The 18286-nt window shown below is 53.4% G+C and carries 19 protein-coding genes; 5 read left to right on the top strand and 14 right to left on the bottom strand.

Features of this window, described 5'->3' with window-relative positions; genetic code table 11:
* Positions 1 to 8: 8 nt before the first annotated feature.
* Positions 9 to 1304, bottom strand: coding sequence for a glutamine synthetase family protein (locus tag KNP83_RS06225; protein WP_214761471.1), 1296 nt, complete (start codon positions 1302 to 1304; stop codon positions 9 to 11).
* Positions 1305 to 1496: 192 nt separating this feature from the next.
* On the opposite strand from KNP83_RS06225, the gene KNP83_RS06220 reads away from it, so the two are divergent.
* Positions 1497 to 2534, top strand: a complete 1038-nt coding sequence (locus KNP83_RS06220; RefSeq protein ID WP_214761469.1) for an SDR family oxidoreductase — start codon at positions 1497 to 1499, stop codon at positions 2532 to 2534.
* Between the two features lie 40 nt (positions 2535 to 2574).
* On the opposite strand, the gene KNP83_RS06215 is transcribed toward KNP83_RS06220, so the two are convergent.
* Positions 2575 to 2898 (bottom strand): YflT domain-containing protein, encoded by a 324-nt coding sequence (locus KNP83_RS06215; protein WP_021067491.1) that lies wholly within the window; start codon positions 2896 to 2898, stop codon positions 2575 to 2577.
* Positions 2899 to 3001: 103 nt separating this feature from the next.
* Positions 3002 to 3229 carry a hypothetical protein gene (locus KNP83_RS06210; protein WP_214761467.1) on the bottom strand — a complete coding sequence of 76 codons (228 nt, stop codon included), beginning with the start codon at positions 3227 to 3229 and terminating at the stop codon, positions 3002 to 3004.
* A gap of 112 nt (positions 3230 to 3341) precedes the next feature.
* Between KNP83_RS06210 and KNP83_RS06205 the strand changes: the two genes are divergently transcribed.
* Positions 3342 to 4400, top strand: coding sequence for a GTP pyrophosphokinase (locus KNP83_RS06205; protein WP_251139198.1), 1059 nt, complete (start codon positions 3342 to 3344; stop codon positions 4398 to 4400).
* Between the two features lie 91 nt (positions 4401 to 4491).
* Positions 4492 to 4929, top strand: coding sequence for a MarR family winged helix-turn-helix transcriptional regulator (locus KNP83_RS06200; RefSeq protein WP_021067494.1), 438 nt, complete (start codon positions 4492 to 4494; stop codon positions 4927 to 4929).
* 104 nt (positions 4930 to 5033) lie between these two features.
* On the opposite strand, the gene KNP83_RS06195 is transcribed toward KNP83_RS06200, so the two are convergent.
* From KNP83_RS06195 to KNP83_RS06175, 5 genes are all read right to left on the bottom strand, one after another.
* On the bottom strand, positions 5034 to 5651 hold the full coding sequence (locus tag KNP83_RS06195; protein WP_214761463.1) for a class F sortase: 618 nt from the start codon (positions 5649 to 5651) through the stop codon (positions 5034 to 5036).
* Positions 5620 to 6417, bottom strand: a complete 798-nt coding sequence (locus tag KNP83_RS06190) for a DUF4397 domain-containing protein (protein ID WP_021067496.1) — start codon at positions 6415 to 6417, stop codon at positions 5620 to 5622. The genes KNP83_RS06195 and KNP83_RS06190 overlap by 32 nt, the downstream gene beginning before the upstream one ends.
* A gap of 253 nt (positions 6418 to 6670) precedes the next feature.
* Positions 6671 to 7384, bottom strand: coding sequence for a glycerophosphodiester phosphodiesterase (locus KNP83_RS06185; protein ID WP_214761461.1), 714 nt, complete (start codon positions 7382 to 7384; stop codon positions 6671 to 6673).
* Between the two features lie 10 nt (positions 7385 to 7394).
* Positions 7395 to 8861 carry a carboxypeptidase M32 gene (locus KNP83_RS06180; protein WP_214761459.1) on the bottom strand — a complete coding sequence of 489 codons (1467 nt, stop codon included), beginning with the start codon at positions 8859 to 8861 and terminating at the stop codon, positions 7395 to 7397.
* Between the two features lie 66 nt (positions 8862 to 8927).
* On the bottom strand, positions 8928 to 10460 hold the full coding sequence (locus tag KNP83_RS06175) for an FAD-dependent oxidoreductase (protein ID WP_214761457.1): 1533 nt from the start codon (positions 10458 to 10460) through the stop codon (positions 8928 to 8930).
* 201 nt (positions 10461 to 10661) lie between these two features.
* Between KNP83_RS06175 and KNP83_RS06170 the strand changes: the two genes are divergently transcribed.
* Together KNP83_RS06170 and putP are read left to right on the top strand one after the other, a co-directional pair.
* Positions 10662 to 11639, top strand: a complete 978-nt coding sequence (locus tag KNP83_RS06170) for a D-alanyl-D-alanine carboxypeptidase family protein (protein WP_214720013.1) — start codon at positions 10662 to 10664, stop codon at positions 11637 to 11639.
* A gap of 358 nt (positions 11640 to 11997) precedes the next feature.
* Entirely contained in the window at positions 11998 to 13479 is a 1482-nt protein-coding gene (putP, locus tag KNP83_RS06165) for a sodium/proline symporter PutP (protein ID WP_214761455.1), read from the top strand.
* Between the two features lie 147 nt (positions 13480 to 13626).
* Here putP and KNP83_RS06160 read toward each other — a convergent pair whose 3' ends face one another.
* The 6 genes from KNP83_RS06160 to KNP83_RS06135 all read right to left on the bottom strand — a co-directional run bounded on the left by KNP83_RS06160 (position 13627) and on the right by KNP83_RS06135 (position 18132).
* A complete protein-coding gene (locus KNP83_RS06160; protein WP_251026068.1) occupies positions 13627 to 13851 on the bottom strand; it encodes a hypothetical protein in 225 nt (74 codons plus the stop codon).
* Positions 13852 to 13934: 83 nt separating this feature from the next.
* The gene (locus tag KNP83_RS06155; RefSeq protein WP_021067503.1) at positions 13935 to 14489 is read right to left on the bottom strand and encodes a hypothetical protein; all 555 of its coding nucleotides are present in this window, start codon (positions 14487 to 14489) and stop codon (positions 13935 to 13937) included.
* 79 nt (positions 14490 to 14568) lie between these two features.
* The gene (locus KNP83_RS06150; RefSeq protein ID WP_131471179.1) at positions 14569 to 15390 is read right to left on the bottom strand and encodes a YihY/virulence factor BrkB family protein; all 822 of its coding nucleotides are present in this window, start codon (positions 15388 to 15390) and stop codon (positions 14569 to 14571) included.
* 107 nt (positions 15391 to 15497) lie between these two features.
* Positions 15498 to 16916: an alanine/glycine:cation symporter family protein gene (locus tag KNP83_RS06145; RefSeq protein WP_214761453.1), complete on the bottom strand. Its 1419-nt coding sequence runs from the start codon at positions 16914 to 16916 to the stop codon at positions 15498 to 15500.
* A 59-nt stretch (positions 16917 to 16975) separates the two neighbouring features.
* Positions 16976 to 17881 carry a Gfo/Idh/MocA family protein gene (locus KNP83_RS06140; protein ID WP_214761451.1) on the bottom strand — a complete coding sequence of 302 codons (906 nt, stop codon included), beginning with the start codon at positions 17879 to 17881 and terminating at the stop codon, positions 16976 to 16978.
* Between the two features lie 68 nt (positions 17882 to 17949).
* The gene (locus KNP83_RS06135; protein WP_214761449.1) at positions 17950 to 18132 is read right to left on the bottom strand and encodes a hypothetical protein; all 183 of its coding nucleotides are present in this window, start codon (positions 18130 to 18132) and stop codon (positions 17950 to 17952) included.
* Between the last annotated feature and the right edge of the window lie 154 nt (positions 18133 to 18286).

The following is an 18286-nucleotide window of genomic DNA, read 5'->3' as shown; positions in this document are numbered from 1 at the left end:
GATCGTGCTTATTTACGGACTTGGATAAGCGACAAGTAGCGGTCGATCAAGTCGTGGTTGAAGTAATCGTGGAACCGGTCCGACTTGAGTGATTGAATCGACTCATGGAACGTCGCCGGGAGTGACGAGATGCCTTGGCTCTCGATCTGTTTCGCCGAGTACTCGAACAAGTCGTCCTCGTTCGGTGCTGACGGCTCGAGTTGTTGCTCGATGCCCTCGAGTCCGGCATAAATCAAGGCCGCGAGCGCAAAATACGGATTCGCACTCGGGTCTGGGTTACGGACCTCGACGCGTGTCGCGCTGCCGCGTGACGCCGGGATGCGAATCATCGAACTTCGGTTCGACGGGCTCCAGCAGATGTTGACCGGTGCCTCGAAACCTGGCACGAGACGCTCATACGATTCTGGGAGCGGGTTCGTGAAGATGGCCGTCGCACGGGCATGCTTCAAAATCCCTTCGATGAAGTGGCGGGCCGTGAGCGATAGACCGTAATCCGACTCCGGCTCTTCGAACGCGTTGACCGTCGGGTTGCCGTCCTTGTCGTTCTTCCAGACCGAGATGTTGAGGTGCATCCCCGAACCGTTCACGTCGCGGAGCGGTTTCGGCAAGAACGACACTTTCGCGCCCTTCTCTTGGGCCGCCAATTGAACGACCTCTTTGAAGAACTGGATGTTATCGGCCGTGTGGAGCGCGTCATCATATTTGATGCCGATCTCGTGCTGGGCCGGTGCGACTTCGTGGTGGACCGCCTCGATGTTGAAACCGACCTCGCTCAAGCGGTTGGCGATATGCTGACGGACCTCATACCCTTTGTCTTCCGAGCGTGTCGAGAAGTATCCCGCCTCATCGTAAAAGTCGCCGTTCTCGTCGAAGATGAAAAATTCTGGTTCGGCACCGACGAAAATCGAGTAGCCGTCACGTGCCGCCCGCTCGAGGGCATCCTTCAAGACGTTGCGCGGGTCGAACTCGTAACGTTCGCCGTCCGGTGTGCAGACGTCACAGAAGAAGGCGAGAATGCTCTCGTCCCCGTCCTGCTCGTAGCGTGGACGATCTAAATCCGGTCTCAAGAATAAGTCTGAGTTTTTGATGGAAGAAAAACCGGCGATGGATGAACCGTCAAACATCGTCTTCCCTTCAAAGACTTCCGGCAACAATTTTGCAGAGAGAGTCAGTAGCTTCAAGTCTCCAAGCACGTCGGAGAAGTACATGTGGATTTGCGTAATCCCTTTCTCCTGAACCGTTTTTTCAATCTCTTCTTGCTTCTTCCTGTTGCCATCCTTATCTGTTCCGAATAGATTAGCCATGATTCTAAAAAACCTCACTTAAGTTATTTGACAGATCAACACTGTCATGACGTACCTTGCGTACGCTTCTCCTTAAGTCATAACCGACTTTAAAAATTGTTAAACCCCTAATTTTATTCTTTATGCTGAAAGTGGCTCATTCCGCCGTCCCTTGTTATGATGGGGAGAGACTGAAAAGAGAGGAAGAACGCTGTGAATATTTTTATGACCGGTGCGACCGGATTTTTAGGAGGACGGCTCGCCCGCGAGCTGATTCATCGTGGACACACACTGTGCGTCCTCGCCAGAACGCCTGAGAAAGTGGAGGCGATGTTCTCTCGGGACGAACTTCGCTCCATCACCGTCCTGGCCGGCGATTTGACGGCCCCGTTCCTCGGAGCGGATGACCGTTTTATCACCGACCATGACCGTTCGTTCGACTTGGTGCTCCATATGGCGGCCCTCGTCAAATTCGATGAGGAACTCCGGGAGGAACTGTTCGAGACGAACTTGACGGGGACGCGACAAGCGCTCGCGCTCGCCAAGGCGCTTCATTGTCCCCGCTTCTTCCATGTCAGTACCGCGTATACGCTCGGAGCACGTGAGGTCGGCGATGAGACGCTGTATGCGACCGACCAGACGTTCCATAATCCGTATGAGGAGAGCAAGGCCCACGCCGAACAGGCCGTCTGGGCGGAACGGGACCACCTCGCCGTCTCGATTTTCCGTCCCGCCATCATCGTCGGTGACTCGAAGACCGGAGAGGCCGACTCGAAGTTCACGATGTACGGCTATATGCGTGCCCTCGAGGTGTTCAAACGCCGCCTCGAGCGTCGCGGGGCACCGGATGGACCGATCCGACTCCTCGGCTCTGAGACCGGCACATCGAATCTCGTCCCGGTCGATTACGTGGCCGATGTGCTCCTCGCTGCCATCGAACACGCCAAACCGGACACGATTTATAACGTGACGAACGATGCCCCGCCTCGCAATGTGACGATGCTCGACTATATGAAGCAAGCGCTCGCCTTCCCGCACTTGAAAATCACGGAGACGGCGACGTCTTCGCTCAGCCAAGCCGAGCAGACGTTCAACGAGATGGTGAAAGTGTTCAATCCTTACTTGAATCGCGATATCGCATTCGACGACGCGAACACGAAACGTCTGTTACAGGACGCCGGATTCAAACCGCTCGATTTGAACGAGCGCTCGTTGCGCCGAATCGTGAACGCCTATTATGAGACGAAATGACGAAAAGAGCCGGGACTGACATTGTCAGTTCCGGCTCTTTTTATGACTTGTCGCAGACGAGGACGATTTTCCCGGCCTGAATCTCCCCTTCGAGCGATTCGACCATCTCTTTCGTCAGACCGAGGCTCTCGAGCTGCTCGATGCGGTCATCCGAGTTTTTCGTGAACTTCGACATGAGCGACTCCCAGAGCCCCTTCTCGGTGATGCGGTATGGTTGCACACCCGCCTCTGCGGCGAGCCGCACCGTCAATTCTTCATCTCTCGCAAATAAGTAAATGTGCTCGTTGACACATCCCCCTGATACCATCCCGTTCACTTCATGGTCGACCGAGGTCATATCCCGCACGATTCTTGTTTCTAACATATTCATCCTCCTAAACGTCCGCTGATCTAAAATCGAATAATATACTATTCCCGAAAAATGAGTCACAAAACCCATTTCTTCCAGCGATTTAAAAAAGAGGGGTTCAAGAAAACGTGGCGGTCCAGTCCTCGATCCCGAAATGGACGACGATGCCTTGGATGCGGGCCCGTTCGTCCGACTCAGACGACACTTCTTCGCGACTGATTCGAACGATATTGATGCCGGTCTGCCAGTCGATCTTACCAGACCGATATCCTGCCTGCTGCAACAATCCGGCGACGATCTCGAGTTTTTCGCGCTCGGCCGATTTCAACGTATGGCTCACTCTCATGCGTGACACTCCTTCCCGTTCCAAACCGTATTGTATCATAGGCACGGACGACAGATGCGACAGCGATTTCTTTGATGCTATACTACATATAATGAGACAAGGAGTGATGTTGATGCCGAGACAGGATATGAATACGATCATGCTCGACTATATGAACGAGAAAGAAGATTACGAAGCGTTCGCCGCCAAGCTGAAGTCGCTCCTCAGCGAGCTGTTGAACGACGCCGGCATCCAGTTCCATTCAATCGTCGCCCGAGCGAAGGAAGCCGAGAGCCTATATGCCAAGCTGTCCCGCAAACCGTATCAATACCGATCGTTGCGCGACGTCCAAGATTTGGCGGGGATTCGGATCGTGACCTATTTCCACGATGATGTCCGGGCCGTGGCCCAAATCCTTGAGGACGAGTTCCGGATTGACCGCGAACAGTCGATTGATAAATCCACGTTGCTCGACTCGAACGAGTTCGGATATTTGTCGGTCCATTACGTCGTCGGCTTGAGCGACACGCGGCTCGCCCTGGGGGAGTACCGGCGCTTCGAGGACAAAGAGGCCGAGATTCAAGTCCGGTCCATCTTGCAGCATGCCTGGGCCGAGATCGAGCATGACCTCGGGTATAAGAACCCGAACGCCGTCCCTCCGGAAATCAAGCGCAGTTTCAGCCGCGTCGCGGGGCTCCTTGAGATCGCCGACTCCGAGTTCGTCAATATACGCAAACAGTTGCGGACGTTCGAGCAAGAGACCGTCGAACGGATCGTCGAATCTCCGGACAAAGTGAGCATCACGCGAGATAATTTGAATTACTATATCGCCAATGACGTCACCGTCGAGAAACTCGACAATGCCATCTTCCAGAGCGATTGGCTGCTCGACACGGACCTATCGACGATCATCGAGCTGACGCGCATGTTCCATTACGCGGAGATTCGCACGTTCCAAGACTTGAGCGACACGCTCGACCTTTACTTCAATCGGGCCGTCCAATGTGCGACGTTGTTGCCGTCGTCGCTCCTACCCCGCCAAGGGATGGGCGTCGTCTACGCCGTCCTCGCGAAATTGCTCGCAGAGGGCGATGACCAGCAAATCGAGTTCTTCTTCCGCCGCTTTTATCCGGATTTGAAACATTACGATGAGGTCATCCAAGAACTTCGTACCCGTGAAGAGCCATCATAACTTTACAGACTTCATGTTTTTGTTGTAGAATGTTTTTATGTTATGAAATATATGCAAATAATGATATTTTATGTAGGAGGTACTCTTGAGGATGACAACACCTGTACAAACAGCATCCCGCCGCCAGCTCGTCGCCGATGCTGAGCGAGGGATTCGCATGAACTACCGCGGAGTGAAAAAGAACCTCCGGTCGATGTTCTCACAATACTTGACGCGAAACGAATTTTTCATCCTCCGCTCGCTTTGTCAAAACAGTCCTCAAATCGCCTCGGCTCTATCGAACGAGTTTCAATTCTCGGCTTCGATGATCACCGCTCTCGCGGATGAACTCACGAAAAAAGGGTTGATCTCCCGTGAACGCAGCGAACGCGATCGTCGTGTCGTCGAATTGCAAGCGACGGAAGAAGGCCGTGCCTTGTTCGAGACACTCGAAGACATGAAAATCGAGTATTTGATGGACGTGTTCACTGATTTCTCAGATGACGAATTGATTCTTCTGTCAAGACTCCTTGACCGAATGGACGCATAAGAACGACGGGGCCCGTAATCACGGCCCGGTCGTTTTTTTGTATTCCCAACACTACAACATAAACCCCTGAGTACGACCATCCGCACTCGGGGGTTTATGTTGATTCAAGATTTGGCGATCGCCGTGACGACGATTCGGTCGCGGTATCCGTAATCGGGGTCATAAGGACCCGCACACGTGATCAGCTGGAGCCGTTCCGCCTGGGTCGCCGCAAAGATTGAGGCGAGCGGGACGTCTTCGAGCCGATACCGTTCGATGGAAACGACCTCATACGCGATTGCCTTTTTGCCACGCTGGAGCGTCACCGATTCTCCGAGGCGTAAGTCGCCAAGGTTCGCGAAGATGGCCGGACCGCTGAGGTCATCGAGATGACCGGATAGGACCACGTTTCCGGTCGCCCCTGCTTTCGCCCCGTACCGATACCAGCCGACCTCATCCGTCTCGGTCGGCGTATCCATCCGGTCGAGTCGGTCTTTCCCGACCGGTTGGATCACCGCGTTGACATCAATTGACGGAATCTTCAGTCGTTTTGGAATAAACGAGTTGGTACGGAATGACTGTCGATCAATCTCGGTCGCTGCTAGGACGAGCGGTTCGGCGAAGCCGACGGTCGTCAATTTCGCGTCCGCGTCCGGTGCGTCTGCGCCCGGTGCAATCATAAGGAACGCTAACGTTGCGATGAAGAGTAGCTTAAGCGTCTTGCTTCTGACGACGAAAGACATAGAAGCCAGCTGCTGCTGCACCAAGAACCGCTGCTGCGAGCAACCAGTTCATCGATGCTGTCTGTGCGAGACCACCTTGACCTGTGTCAGGTGCTCCAGCCATTTCCCCACCATCTGCTGCGAGGAGGACTTCAAATGCTGGTTCGCCTTCAAGAAGTCCGATCGCGAACGCCGTGTAGTTTTTACCGCCTTCGAGGGCGACACCGTCAAGTGCTTTGACGACGTCAGTCGCTCCAGCCGGACGGACTTCGAGGTCATACGTGCCAGCATCGAGTGTACCGTAGTCACTCACTGCTTTGAACTCAAGGTTCGAGAAGAGTGGGTCGCCGCCTTTAGGAGCGACATCGACTGCCGGTGCGTCAGGTGCGAAGTGAGCGACGCGGACTTTCGATTTTCCATCTTCAAAGTTCGCATCGTCTTCCATGGCTGCGATCTCGATGTTTTCAAGTTGGCCGATTGCTGCCGCTGTGTAGAATTTGCCTGCTTCGATTGAGAGGTCTGCCGCAACGACGACCGTCTCTGCATCACCAGCTGGCTTGATTTCCACATTGTAATCTCCAGCCGGGAGAGTCAAGTAGTCTGTGAGCGCTTTGAACTCTGCGCCTTCGACTGCCACTTCACCGTTGACGTACACATCTACTGCAGGTGCGTCAGGTGAAGCGTGGAGCACACGTACCATCGCGTTCTCGTGACCATCTGCACTGACCGGTACGATGAGTGCGAACGCCAAGGCGAGTGTACCAAGTAAAGACATCAATTTCTTCATGTGAAATTTCCTCCTTTTTCTGCTTGGGTTGACCGATTGACTGCATTCAACAAGTTTGATGCGGTGCTGCAATGTGTGCTACATCTGATTGCTATGTAGCTGGTGACATCTTTAATTTAAGACAACGGAGCAACGGCGTAAAGACGACGGTGTGCTCTCAATATGTCCGTGAGCACATTCGAATGAAACCGCTTTCTTTACATTAACCACACTTCCCCTTCCCTTTTATTTAAAAACCCCGTAACGCGTAACGTTACAGGGTTGAATATGCTTTTGCCCATTCGATGTCGTTCACGAACAGGGCATCGACGCCGAGACGGCGGAAGCGTTCGAGGTCCGCCACGGTTTTGACGGTATACGGCCGTACCGCGAGCCCAAACTCGTGAAGCCCGAGGATTTCATCATCGGTCAACGTCCGGACATGCGGATGCACTGCCGTCGCCCCGACCTTCTCGCAGTACGCGACGAGATCGTAGAGCGGTTGGGCCAGGAGCACGGCACGTTCGAACTCTGGCGCCAGCTTCTGCAACCGATTCAGAGTCATATGGTTGAACGAGGAGAAGACGACTTGTTCGACAGGGAGATGTTGATTACCGATGACGTCTATCAGCCGCTCCTCAATGCCCGGGTAGCGTTCGATATCGGTCTTGACCTCGAGATTGAGTCGAAGCGATGTCCCCCGACATAGGTCGAGCAACTCTTCCAACGTCGGGATGCGGTCCTCGACGTCGAACGGGACACCGGCATTGACGCGTCGCAGCTCCGACAGGCGCATCGAGGCGACTTGACCGTGTCCGTCCGTCGTCCGGTCGATCGTCTCGTCATGGATGAGGACGAGTTCCCCGTCTTTCGTCATATGGACGTCCGCCTCGATCCCATCGGCATTGGCGTCGACCGCGGCTCGGAACGCTGACATCGTGTTCTCAGGATAGCACGCCATCACGCCACGATGTGCATACAGTTTCATCAACGTCGCCTCAATTCGTTTGATATTTGTTCGTCAAATAGCGGATGAGCGGACGGACCGAGATATCCTCACCGGTCACTTGCTTGATGAGTTCGTTCGGTGTCAGCGCTTTGCCATGGCGATGGACATTGTCCTCGAGCCATTGTTTGATTGGACCAAACGTGCCCGTGCTGACGAGCGTCTCGAAGTCAGGGTGTGCGGCTTGAAGCGCTTCTGTCAATTGGGCGGCATAAATCAGACCGAGGGCATAACTCGGGAAGTAGCCGAACGATCCACCGGCCCAGTGGACGTCTTGCAGGACGCCTTTCGCGTCACTCGGTACATCGACGCCGAGATATTCCTTATAGAGCGCGTTCCATGCCGCTGGCAACTCCTCGACCGATAGCTCACCTTGGATGAGTTTCTTTTCGAGCTCATAACGGATGATGATATGCAGGCTATACGTCAACTCGTCCGCCTCGATCCGGATGAGCGACGGTTTCGCCTCGTTCACGCCGGCATAGAACGTCTCGAAGCCGACGTTCTGCAATTGCGGATGTTCGGATTGCAGGCGCGGATAGACACTCTTCAAAAAGGCCTCGCTCCGTCCGACAAAGTTTTCAAAGAAGAGGGACTGCGACTCATGAATTCCCATCGAGGCGCCACCACCGAGTCCGAGTTCATCGAGTTCGGAGTCGATCTGTTGCTCGTACGTCGCGTGTCCGGCCTCATGCATCGTGCCGAACAAGGCGTTGCGGAAATCGGTCTCGTCATATTTCGTCGTGATGCGCACATCACGGCGGTTGATCGTGATCTCAAACGGATGCACCGTGGCATCGAGACGCCCGCGCGTCAAATCATAATCGACGACACGCATCCAATCCTCACATAGTCGCTGCTGCACGGCCTTATCCATCGACCAGTCGAGTCCCTGGACCGGTTCAGGCAACTGGCGGATAAGCGGGACGAGTTCGTCGCGCAGTGTCTGGAACAACGCATCGAGCTGGTCGACGGTCATCCCCGGCTCATAGTCGTAGAGAAGGGCGTCATACGGGTGCGACTCATAGCCGAAATAGTCGGCGAACTTCCGCTGAAATCCAATGATTTTCTCGAGGTATGGGGCAAACATGGCCCAGTCGTCCTGGTCCTTCGCTTTCTCCCACGCCGTCTCGGCTTCGGAGACGAGCGTCACATACGCCTGATATTCCGAAGACGGGATTTTAGCGTTCCGCTCATATTGGGTCTTGGCGACCGCGACCGAACGCAATTCGATCGGTGTCAAATCCTCCGTCTCGGTCATCTCCGCCAACAACGCTTTGAACGGTTCGCTCGTCTGGCGTTTGAACGCCTCGGTCGACAGATAACCGATTGTCTCGGCCCGTAGCGGTGCCGACTGTTCCGGCATCTGGGTACGCATGTCCCAATACAGTAAAGAAATCGCCTCGTCGAAGGCACGCAATTGTTTGAAATGGTCACGCCACTGCTTTGTTAGTTCCATTCTGATTCCACCCCTATGACAGTTATATCGTTACTTCTTTACTTTAATATAGACGACCCGCGTTGCCTATTGTTTCGGCACATCGATTTTCCGATCATAGGCGAGCGGTTGTGTCGCCGGTCCTTCCAACACGTTTCCTTTCGTGTCGAACCGTGAACCGTGGCACGGACAATCCCATGAGCGTTCCGCATCGTTCCAATTGACGGTACATCCCATATGGGTGCATCGTGTCGAGACGAGATGGCATTCGTTGTCGAGGTCACGGTACGCGCCGACCTTCTTGCCGTCTACCTGGACGATCCCGCCTTCATCAAGTTGCAGGTCGTCGAGTGTACCCGGTCTTTCCAGTGACCCTTTGACGAATTGAACGGCCGTGTCGAGGTTCGTCTTTAAGAATTGCCCGACGTCGGCCGGTTTCAATTTCGAGCGTTGTGGGTCCAATAAGTCGTTGAACCGATTCGGGCGCCCGGTCAGTCGATCGGCCAGCAACAGTCCGCCGGCAATCCCGTTCGTCATCCCCCATTTGGCGAACCCGGTGGCGACGAACACGTCCGGCTCACGGCTGAACATTTGCCCGATGTACGGGAGGTGGTCCAACGTGATCAGATCCTGGGATGACCAGCGGAAACTCGCTTTCTTGGCCCCGAACGAATCATGGGCGAAGCGGTCCAAGCGGTCATAGCGCGAGCGGGTCTCGGTGACGTGTCCGCTCAAGTGTCCTTCGCCTCCGACGAGCATATACGTCTTGTCGCCATCCTTGAACGTACGGAACGACCGGCTCGGCTGATCGACACTCAAATACATACCGTCCGGGACGCTCTGTTCCGTCTCACAAGCGACGATATAGGAACGCTCGACCTCAAACTTCGAGAAGTACAGCCCCCGGATGTCGTTGAACGGGTAATGGGTGGCGACCACGACCTGATTCGCCTGGACCCGTCGCCCTGTCGACGTCGTGACGATCGGGCGCGGTCCCGGACTGATTTCGGTCGCCCGTGTCTTCTCGTGGAGTCTCCCGCCAGCCCCGACGAAGCGGTTGGCGAGCTCGTGTAAGTATTTGACCGGATGCATCTGGGCCTGGTCGCGAATGACGATCGCTTGTTTGACCTCGAACGGGAGGACCGCCTTCACTTCCTCGGTCGCGTCTCCCCCGGGCAGCTCAAGTTGTGCATACGCCTCGCGCTCGGCGACGAGTTGACTCGACCCATCGATTGAATATAAATATGAATCTTTTGTCTCGAAATCGATGTCGAACCCGGCCTCGACCTGTTGCCGCAAATAGGCGAGTCCCTGCTCGTTGAACTCGTAATAGAGGCGCGCCGTCTCTTGATTGAACGTCCGAATCAATTTGGAATAGACGGTCCCATGCTGAACGGAACATTTCGCGGTCGTGTGGCCGGTCGTCCCCCGGCCGATCTCAGTCGCTTCGAGCAAGACGACTTGCTTGCCGCGCTGTTGCAACTCATATGCCGTGACGAGCCCGGCGATTCCTGCCCCGATGACGACAATGTCACACGAAATAGAGCTCTCAAGTCGCGGATAAGGTGTTACCGCATTGTGCTGACGCCAGAGTGAATTGGTGAACGGATGACGATGCATAAACGTACCTCCTCTAATAAGATAAGTGTCTGTTACTGTGTATACCCCTTCCGATTCATTTCATACGCCTCAATTATTGACCTGATTCTTGATTTTGAAGACGATTTCAGGAGGCCTCATCCATTATGGTAGAAAAGTAAACAATGAAGGAGCGATTATCTAGTGAAACGAAACCGCAGACATCGAAGAAACACGTACATCATGAGGCGACTCTTTGTCGGCCTCGCCATGATTGGATTACTTGCCATCATCCCTGCATTGATCGGCTTTAAACAAGAAGCAGAACCGAAAACCGTTGCGCCGGCCGCGGCCGCCGTACCGGTCAAACAAGGACCGTCGTTCCCCGAGATTCCAATCAAACCATGGACGACTCAACCGCTCGTGTCGCCCGATACGGCCGAACTTCTCGTCGGGTCGATGGCGTTCGTCAATTTGACAGATGGCCAGGTGCTGATTGACAAGAATGGTGCCGACCGCGTCTTCCCGGCCAGTACGACCAAACTGATGACCGCACTTCTCGCTTATGAGAAGGCCGTCGCCGAGAAAGAACTCGATCAAAACGTCGTCATCGTCAAAAAATCTACTTTGGATATCCCATGGGACAGCCATATTGTCCATCTCGCGGTCGGTGACCGCTTGACCGTTCGCCAGGCCTTGTACGCGACATTGCTCGAATCAGGAAATGACGCGGCCAATAGTCTAGCCGAGTACGTGAGCGGCTCGACGAATGAGTTCGTCGAACTGATGAACGCACGCGCCCAAGTGCTTGGACTGACCGGGACCCAGTTCCGGAATGCCCATGGCTACTCCGACCCGAATCATTATACGACTGCGCTCGACATGGCTCGCATCACGTATGCGTTCGGCACTTATCCTGAACTCGTCGAGATTGCCGGAACGTATGAATATGAGGCAAAGTTTAAAGATGCTGCCGGAAATCAAAAGCGACGCTGGTGGTATCATCTCGGATCGGCCGTCAATGAACGGAGCATCCATTACTCGAAACTCGTCACAGCGACCAAGACCGGCTATACCGACGAATCGGGCTATACGATGGTGTTCTTGATGGAGCGGGATGGGAAACAATATGCCTTGGTAACGATGCAAGCCAAATCCGGGCAGACGTTCCCGACGATGCGTTCTGTCGAAAAAATCGCGTTCAATCTCACCACCGAGTGATTTAAGCAATCAAACGACGGTTTCTCTCTGTAAAGGGAGAAGCCGTCGTTTGCGTTTAAAGACATAAAATATGACGAGTTATATGACAAAAAGATGACACAGAAGTGTCACGAACATAACTAATTGTTAGAATGTTTAAACTTTAATCATGGAAAATAATGCACTCATCCGTTGATACTATGCGCTTTAGAGCCGTTTTTATGAAAAGATGCCAGTTTGCAATGATTTCCGTGGTCCGTTATGGTTAGTCACAAGTTCGCCTAGTCATTCAAGTTTGACTCATTTGTGTGAGACACACACATGATTGAACCGTGATTGATTGAATCGACACAATTGAAAGCAAACAGGAGGTAATCAAATGTTATGGCAAGAATGGGTATCCATCGCGCTTTACCTCGTGATGATGCTCCTCATCGGATACGTCGCTTATAAACGGACGACCGATTCATCAGATTATATGTTAGGTGGCCGCAAGATGGGGCCAGGTGTTACCGCCATGTCAGCCGGAGCTTCGGATATGAGTGGTTGGATGTTAATGGGACTTCCGGGCGCAATGTATGCCACGGGATTATCAGCGATTTGGTTAGCCGTTGGATTGGTCATCGGAGCTTACTTGAACTACTTGTTAGTCGCTCCCCGTCTACGTGTCTTCACAGAGATGGCAAATGACTCGATCACGATTCCTGACTTTTTAGAGAATCGGTTCCGAGATCACTCGAACTGGCTACGGATCCTGTCTGCATCCGTCATCATCATCTTTTTCACGTTCTATACGTCAGCCGGACTTGTCTCTGGCGGGAAGTTGTTTGAAAGCTCATTCGGGCTCGACTATCAGACAGGTGTCATCGTGACGATTAGCGTCGTCGCACTATATACACTGTTCGGCGGTTTCACAGCCGTCAGTTGGACGGACTTTGCGCAAGGTGTCATCATGTTCCTCGCTCTCGTCCTCGTCCCAGTCGTCGCCTTGACTGACGTCGGTGGTGTCTCGAACGCCGTCGATACGGCTTCGACAATCAACACGGAATTGTTCGACCTGTTCAAAGGAACAACGACGCTCGGAATTATCGGTCTCCTCGCTTGGGGACTTGGGTACTTCGGTCAACCGCACATCATCGTCCGCTTTATGGCGATTCGTGATGTGAAATCATTGAAGACGGCACGCCGTATCGGTATGGGCTGGATGACAGTCTCAATCATCGGTGCCGTCATGACTGGACTTGTCGGGATCGCCTACTTCCGTGGTCAAGGCAATCCTCTCGCTGACCCGGAGACGGTGTTCATCCGTTTCTCAGAAGTATTGTTCCACCCGTTCATCACTGGATTCTTGCTCGCTGCAATTCTAGCAGCGGTCATGTCGACGGTATCGTCGCAGCTTCTCGTGACATCTTCGGCTTTGACAGAAGACTTCTATCGCAAGTTCTTCAATAAAGATGCCAGTGAAAAAACGATGGTCCTCGCCGGTCGAATCGGCGTCTTGACGGTCGGACTTGTCGCGACACTCATGTCGCTCAGCCCGTCGAACACGATTTTGACGCTCGTCGGTTATGCTTGGGCCGGTTTTGGCTCAGCGTTCGGTCCAGCGATTCTCTTGTCACTATACTGGAACAAGATGACGCGCCAAGGTGCACTTGCCGGTATCCTCGTCGGGGCCATCACGGTCATCGTTTGGATCGTCACCGGACTCTCGACGGTCATCTATGAAATGGTGCCAGGCTTCTTCCTCAGTATGCTCGCCATCGTGCTCGTCAGTACGTTCACGAGCCAACGTGAGCAGAAACTGATTAACCGTGAATTCAGTGAAATGGAAGCTGAACTCGCCGTTGCGAAAAAAGAATAACATCAATCAAAAAACGCGGGCCGTTCGGCTCGCGTTTTTTGTTGCGCACGGTCACGTATCCTTATTCTAACGCGGCTCGTTTTATAAATGACTGTGACAATGGATTAAAGAAAAAACCACAGACATCTTGTCTGTGGTCTGAATAAATTACATCGCTCTCGCCATGAACCATAGTTGAATGAAGAATGGCACGAGGACGAGCACGAGCATCGCGTTGCGCATCCGACGATTCCGGTTCCAATAATACGCCATCAAGACGAACGGATGAAGCGCCGTCAGCTGGTAAGGGTTGAACCAGAACCAAGTGAGCAACAAGACGATAAAGAAATATAGGACCGAGCGCTGTTTCGTGGCACGCCATTCTCGCCACATATCGAACGCCCCTTTGAAGAACACAATAAACGTTACTACCCAAAATACCATCACAATCACACTATTCAATGATTAGACCACCTTCATGAGACATTTTCGATATAGAATCCGCCCCAGTAGATATGCCGATACGTGTACTCTTTCCCACTCTCTGCCGTGATGATAATTTCATCCTCTGTCAACACGAGCACGTGTACTGGAATCTCACCTTTTCGAAGCATCGGACTGAACAATTGGAACTGCTTGTTCAACCACTTCCGTTCTGTGAAGTCACGGTAATGGTGCAAGGCGAGCGAAGGATGGACCAAGAACACGCCGAGCACAAAGGCGATGGCCCCTGGCGATGCTGAGACTTCAAGCAGTAAAGAGAAGACGAGGACGAGCGATAGCACCGCATAGCCGAATTCGAGTAACTCCATCAACGAAGCCCGGCTCGCAATCACGTACTGCATGACACGGAACGCCACATACAGCAACAGACTGACCGCCACATACTGGGAAAACGGGGCACTGCTCATCGAAACGTCTAGATAGAACAAGACCGGTAGTAACATAACCCACTTCCATAATTGTAAGGCGAGGTAAAACAATGTTTGATCGATGAAACGACGATTGTGTACGAGCCGTTGCATATCCATGTTTCCCACCTCCGATTAAAAGATGTGACCTTAACCGTATCATTCCCTGAATCAAAGAATGATAACAAGCATTTACACGTCAACCGGATATTTCTTTTCGTTCGATAAGCGTGGCGTTTAACAGCCCCCCGAGAAGGATGACCGAGGCCGCCAAATAAAACCAGATCAGCAAGATGATGAAGGCACCAAGTTGACCGTAAAACTGTTCATAGTTTGCATACTGTGAATAGTAGCTGAAGACGTTCGAAACTGTCAAGATGCCGATGGTAGCAAACGCCGCCCCGGCCCAACTGTCACGGAATGTTCCGCGATGGCTCGGCAACCACTTATAGACGAGCAAGAAGACGCTGAACAGGACGAGCGTGCCGACAATCCAACGGAAATAGAACCAGATTTGCGCATAGCGTTCGACGATGTCGTCAATAAAGATGATATGTGTCGCCAACTCCCTGAGCGCGGTCTCGATGACCGGGATCAGTAGCGAGAATGGCAAGACGAACATGAGCGCGAGCGTCACGGCGATGTCTTGCAAGACGCCCCGCCAGAACGCCTTGTTCCGAATCAGGCGATAGGCGTCATTGAGCGACCGGACGAGCGATTGGACCGCCATCGATGAGATCCAGAGCGCCGGCAAGATGCTGAGTGAGGCAATCCGCAACCGTGAATCATCAAAAATCGCCTCGATGTTCCCTTCCAGCAATCGATAGCTGGCTTCAGGCATGACCAGGGCGAGTGCGGAAATCACGTCTCCGCTCGAGAACGGCAGCCACCCGACAATCCCGAGTACGAACAGTAAGAACGGGAACGTCGACAGGATGAAATAATAGGCCAACATGGCGGCTTGGTCAAAAAATCGTTCGGCAAAAAATCGTTTGAATGTATGAAGGAATGGTTGTATCATTTCGTGCACTCTTTTCTGTATTTTATTAAATAAATACGGTATTTGAAATAAAAAATCGATAAACGAAAGGCAAGAATGGCGCGACGCGTCCGATTCTTGCCCCGATTTTAACTGATGTTCTCTCGTTTCGCTTCCCACGCCTCGACATGTTCTTTACCAGGTAAATCCACATCATCACGATTGAACACCGGATCACGTCCGACCCGCTTCTGTGCCACATAATCGTCGAGCAGCGCTTTGGCGACCTTACTGAGTCGGAAGATGGCATACATATTGACGAGCGCCATCAAGCCCATAAAGATATCGGCGATCGACCAAACCAACCCCGCCGATCGAACCGAGCCGAACAAGACCATCCCGACGACCGCGATCCGGTAGATGACCAGATACACTTTTCGTTCGGAGATGAACTCGATGTTCGTTTCCCCATAATAGTAATTCGCCAAAATCGAACTGAACGCAAACAATAGGATGGCGATTGTCATGAGTGTCGTCGCGAGCGGTCCAATTTCTGTCAAGAGCGCCTCTTGTGCGAGCTCGATGCCTTGGAAGTCCTCTGACCCCGGCACTCCCGAGATGAGGACAATCATCGCCGTCGCCGTACAGATAATGAGTGTATCGACGAACACGCTGAGCGATTGAATGAGACCTTGTTTGACCGGGTGGCTGACCTCCGCGGTCGCGGCCGCATTCGGAGCCGACCCCATCCCCGCCTCGTTCGAGAACAATCCGCGGCGAATCCCTTGCAGGACGGCCGCACCGACCGCACCGCCGAGCAGTTGGCGGAAGCCGAGGATCCCTTCTGAGAAGATGGCCGAAAAGACGGCCGGGATGACCTCTAGATTGGTGAACACGACCCACAAGGCGAGCAGGATATAGCCGCCGGCCATGATTGGGACGATAATCCCTGACAACGTTGAAATCGAACGGATTCCGCCGAAGATGATGATGGCGGTCACGATGGCCAAGACGATGCCGACCCAGAGCGTATCGATTTCGAAGACGTTATTGATGGATAGAGCGATCGTATTGGCCTGAACCGAATTGAACGCGAATCCAAATGCGAACGTGATTAAAATCGCGAACACGATGCCGAGCCACCGTTGACCGAGCGCCCGCTCGATATAGTAGGCCGGTCCACCGCGCCAAGCCTTCCCGTCGTGCACTTTATACACTTGGGCGAGCGTGCTCTCGACGAAAGCGGAAGCCGAACCGATGATCGCGATGAGCCACATCCAAAAGACGGCCCCCGGTCCCCCGAGCGCGATGGCCGTCGAGACGCCGGCGATATTCCCGGTCCCAACCCGTGCGGCCGTTCCGATGGCGAACGCCTGGAACGACGACACCTGCCCTTTCTCGTGTTTAATTCCTTTGACGAACAGCAACTTGAACATTTCAGGCAGCATGCGGAACTGGACGAATCCCATCCGGATGGTGAAATACAACCCTCCGGCAATTAAAACGAAAATGAGTACATATGTCCATAACAGGTCGTTCACCTGCATGACGAGCTCACGAATATCCATGCGCATCCCCTCCTTTTACGGAGTTAATACCCGCTCGACGGATCGCAGAAACGACACGATCAGTGCGAAGCCTGTTCTAGTATGCGTTCACAGAGGGCGTGCGTCGTCAAACTGTCCTCAGCTCGCACCGAGTCGTTCGGTTCACCGACGAGTAGCTTTAGGAACTCGTCAAGCATGGTCGTGAAGCCGCGGCGTGTCAGATTCGACTCCCACGGGTTAAGCGCGCGCTCGAGCATGCCGTCACGGGTAAAGTCATACACTCGCTCGACATCGCGCGACACCCGTTTCAGACGAGGGGACATCACTTCCATCACTTCTTCCGTACAACCGTTGTCCCGGTTCATGATGCCAATCGCCTCTACCCCTCCGGCCGTGAATTGAATCTGGAGCTGTTTCAATGTCCCGGCCTCATGGCGCGTCCGAACGGTCAGATTCTCGACAGGCGCGAGCCCGGTCAAAAAGCGGAGCGTATCGACGACGTGGACGAAGTCCTCGATGATGAACTCACGCAGCGTCGCCGGTTGATACGTCCGATTCTTTTGAATCAAAACCAGATTCGGGTCGGATACTTCTTTCAAGGCAGCCGTCGCCGTTGCGAAACGGCGGTTGAACCCGGTGATGAGCTCGACGCCTTGCTCGGCAGCGAGGCGAACGAGACGCTCCGTGTCCTCGAGCATGAACGTGACCGGCTTATCGATGAAGACGGGCACGCCTTGCGCGAGCACGTAACCGACCTGATCGGCATGGACCGATGTCGTCGAGTGTATCAGCGCGCCGTCCATCGTCTCGAACGGGACGTCTTTGAGCGATGCATACTGACCGGCAAAACGATACTTTTCGACGAGTTGACCCGCTTTCGCCTCGTCTCTCGAGACGAGATAGACGTCAACCCCCTCTAAACCGGCATAGACCGGCAAATACGCCTTTTTGGCGACGTCCCCTAACCCAACTACGACAATCTTCATGTGCACATCTCTCCTCTTCATAAGACTGAACAAAACCCCATGGCGTGCGCCCGGGGTCAAGGGTTCGTTTAATGGACTGCTACAATTTCAAAACTGGTGATTGGCTTACGAATCGCATCTGACACGATTTGATACAGGTCGGCCAATTGTTGATTATCATTCAAGTCGGGCGCCCGATCGAGAACGACCTCACACGTGCGAGTCGTCTGTTCTTTGTCCTGGAACGCATATTCAATGGTATATGTCTGCATGACACGTCTCCTCTCAAGCGATGTATACGTATGTATAGCCTGAAACGAAATGATTGAAACGCCTCGGGTGTGCGACTCAAATCGCTCGAGAGCCCCCTGTTCGACCCGTTCTCCCCCCATTGTACCATTCGTACCTAAGGCGACGCCTCCCCCA

The organism is Exiguobacterium sp. s146 (assembly GCF_018618415.1).
In the GTDB taxonomy this organism is placed as follows: Bacteria; Bacillota; Bacilli; order Exiguobacteriales; family Exiguobacteriaceae; genus Exiguobacterium.
The sequence above is the reverse complement of the archived record's forward strand: the minus strand, read 5'-3'. Positions and strand labels throughout refer to the sequence as shown.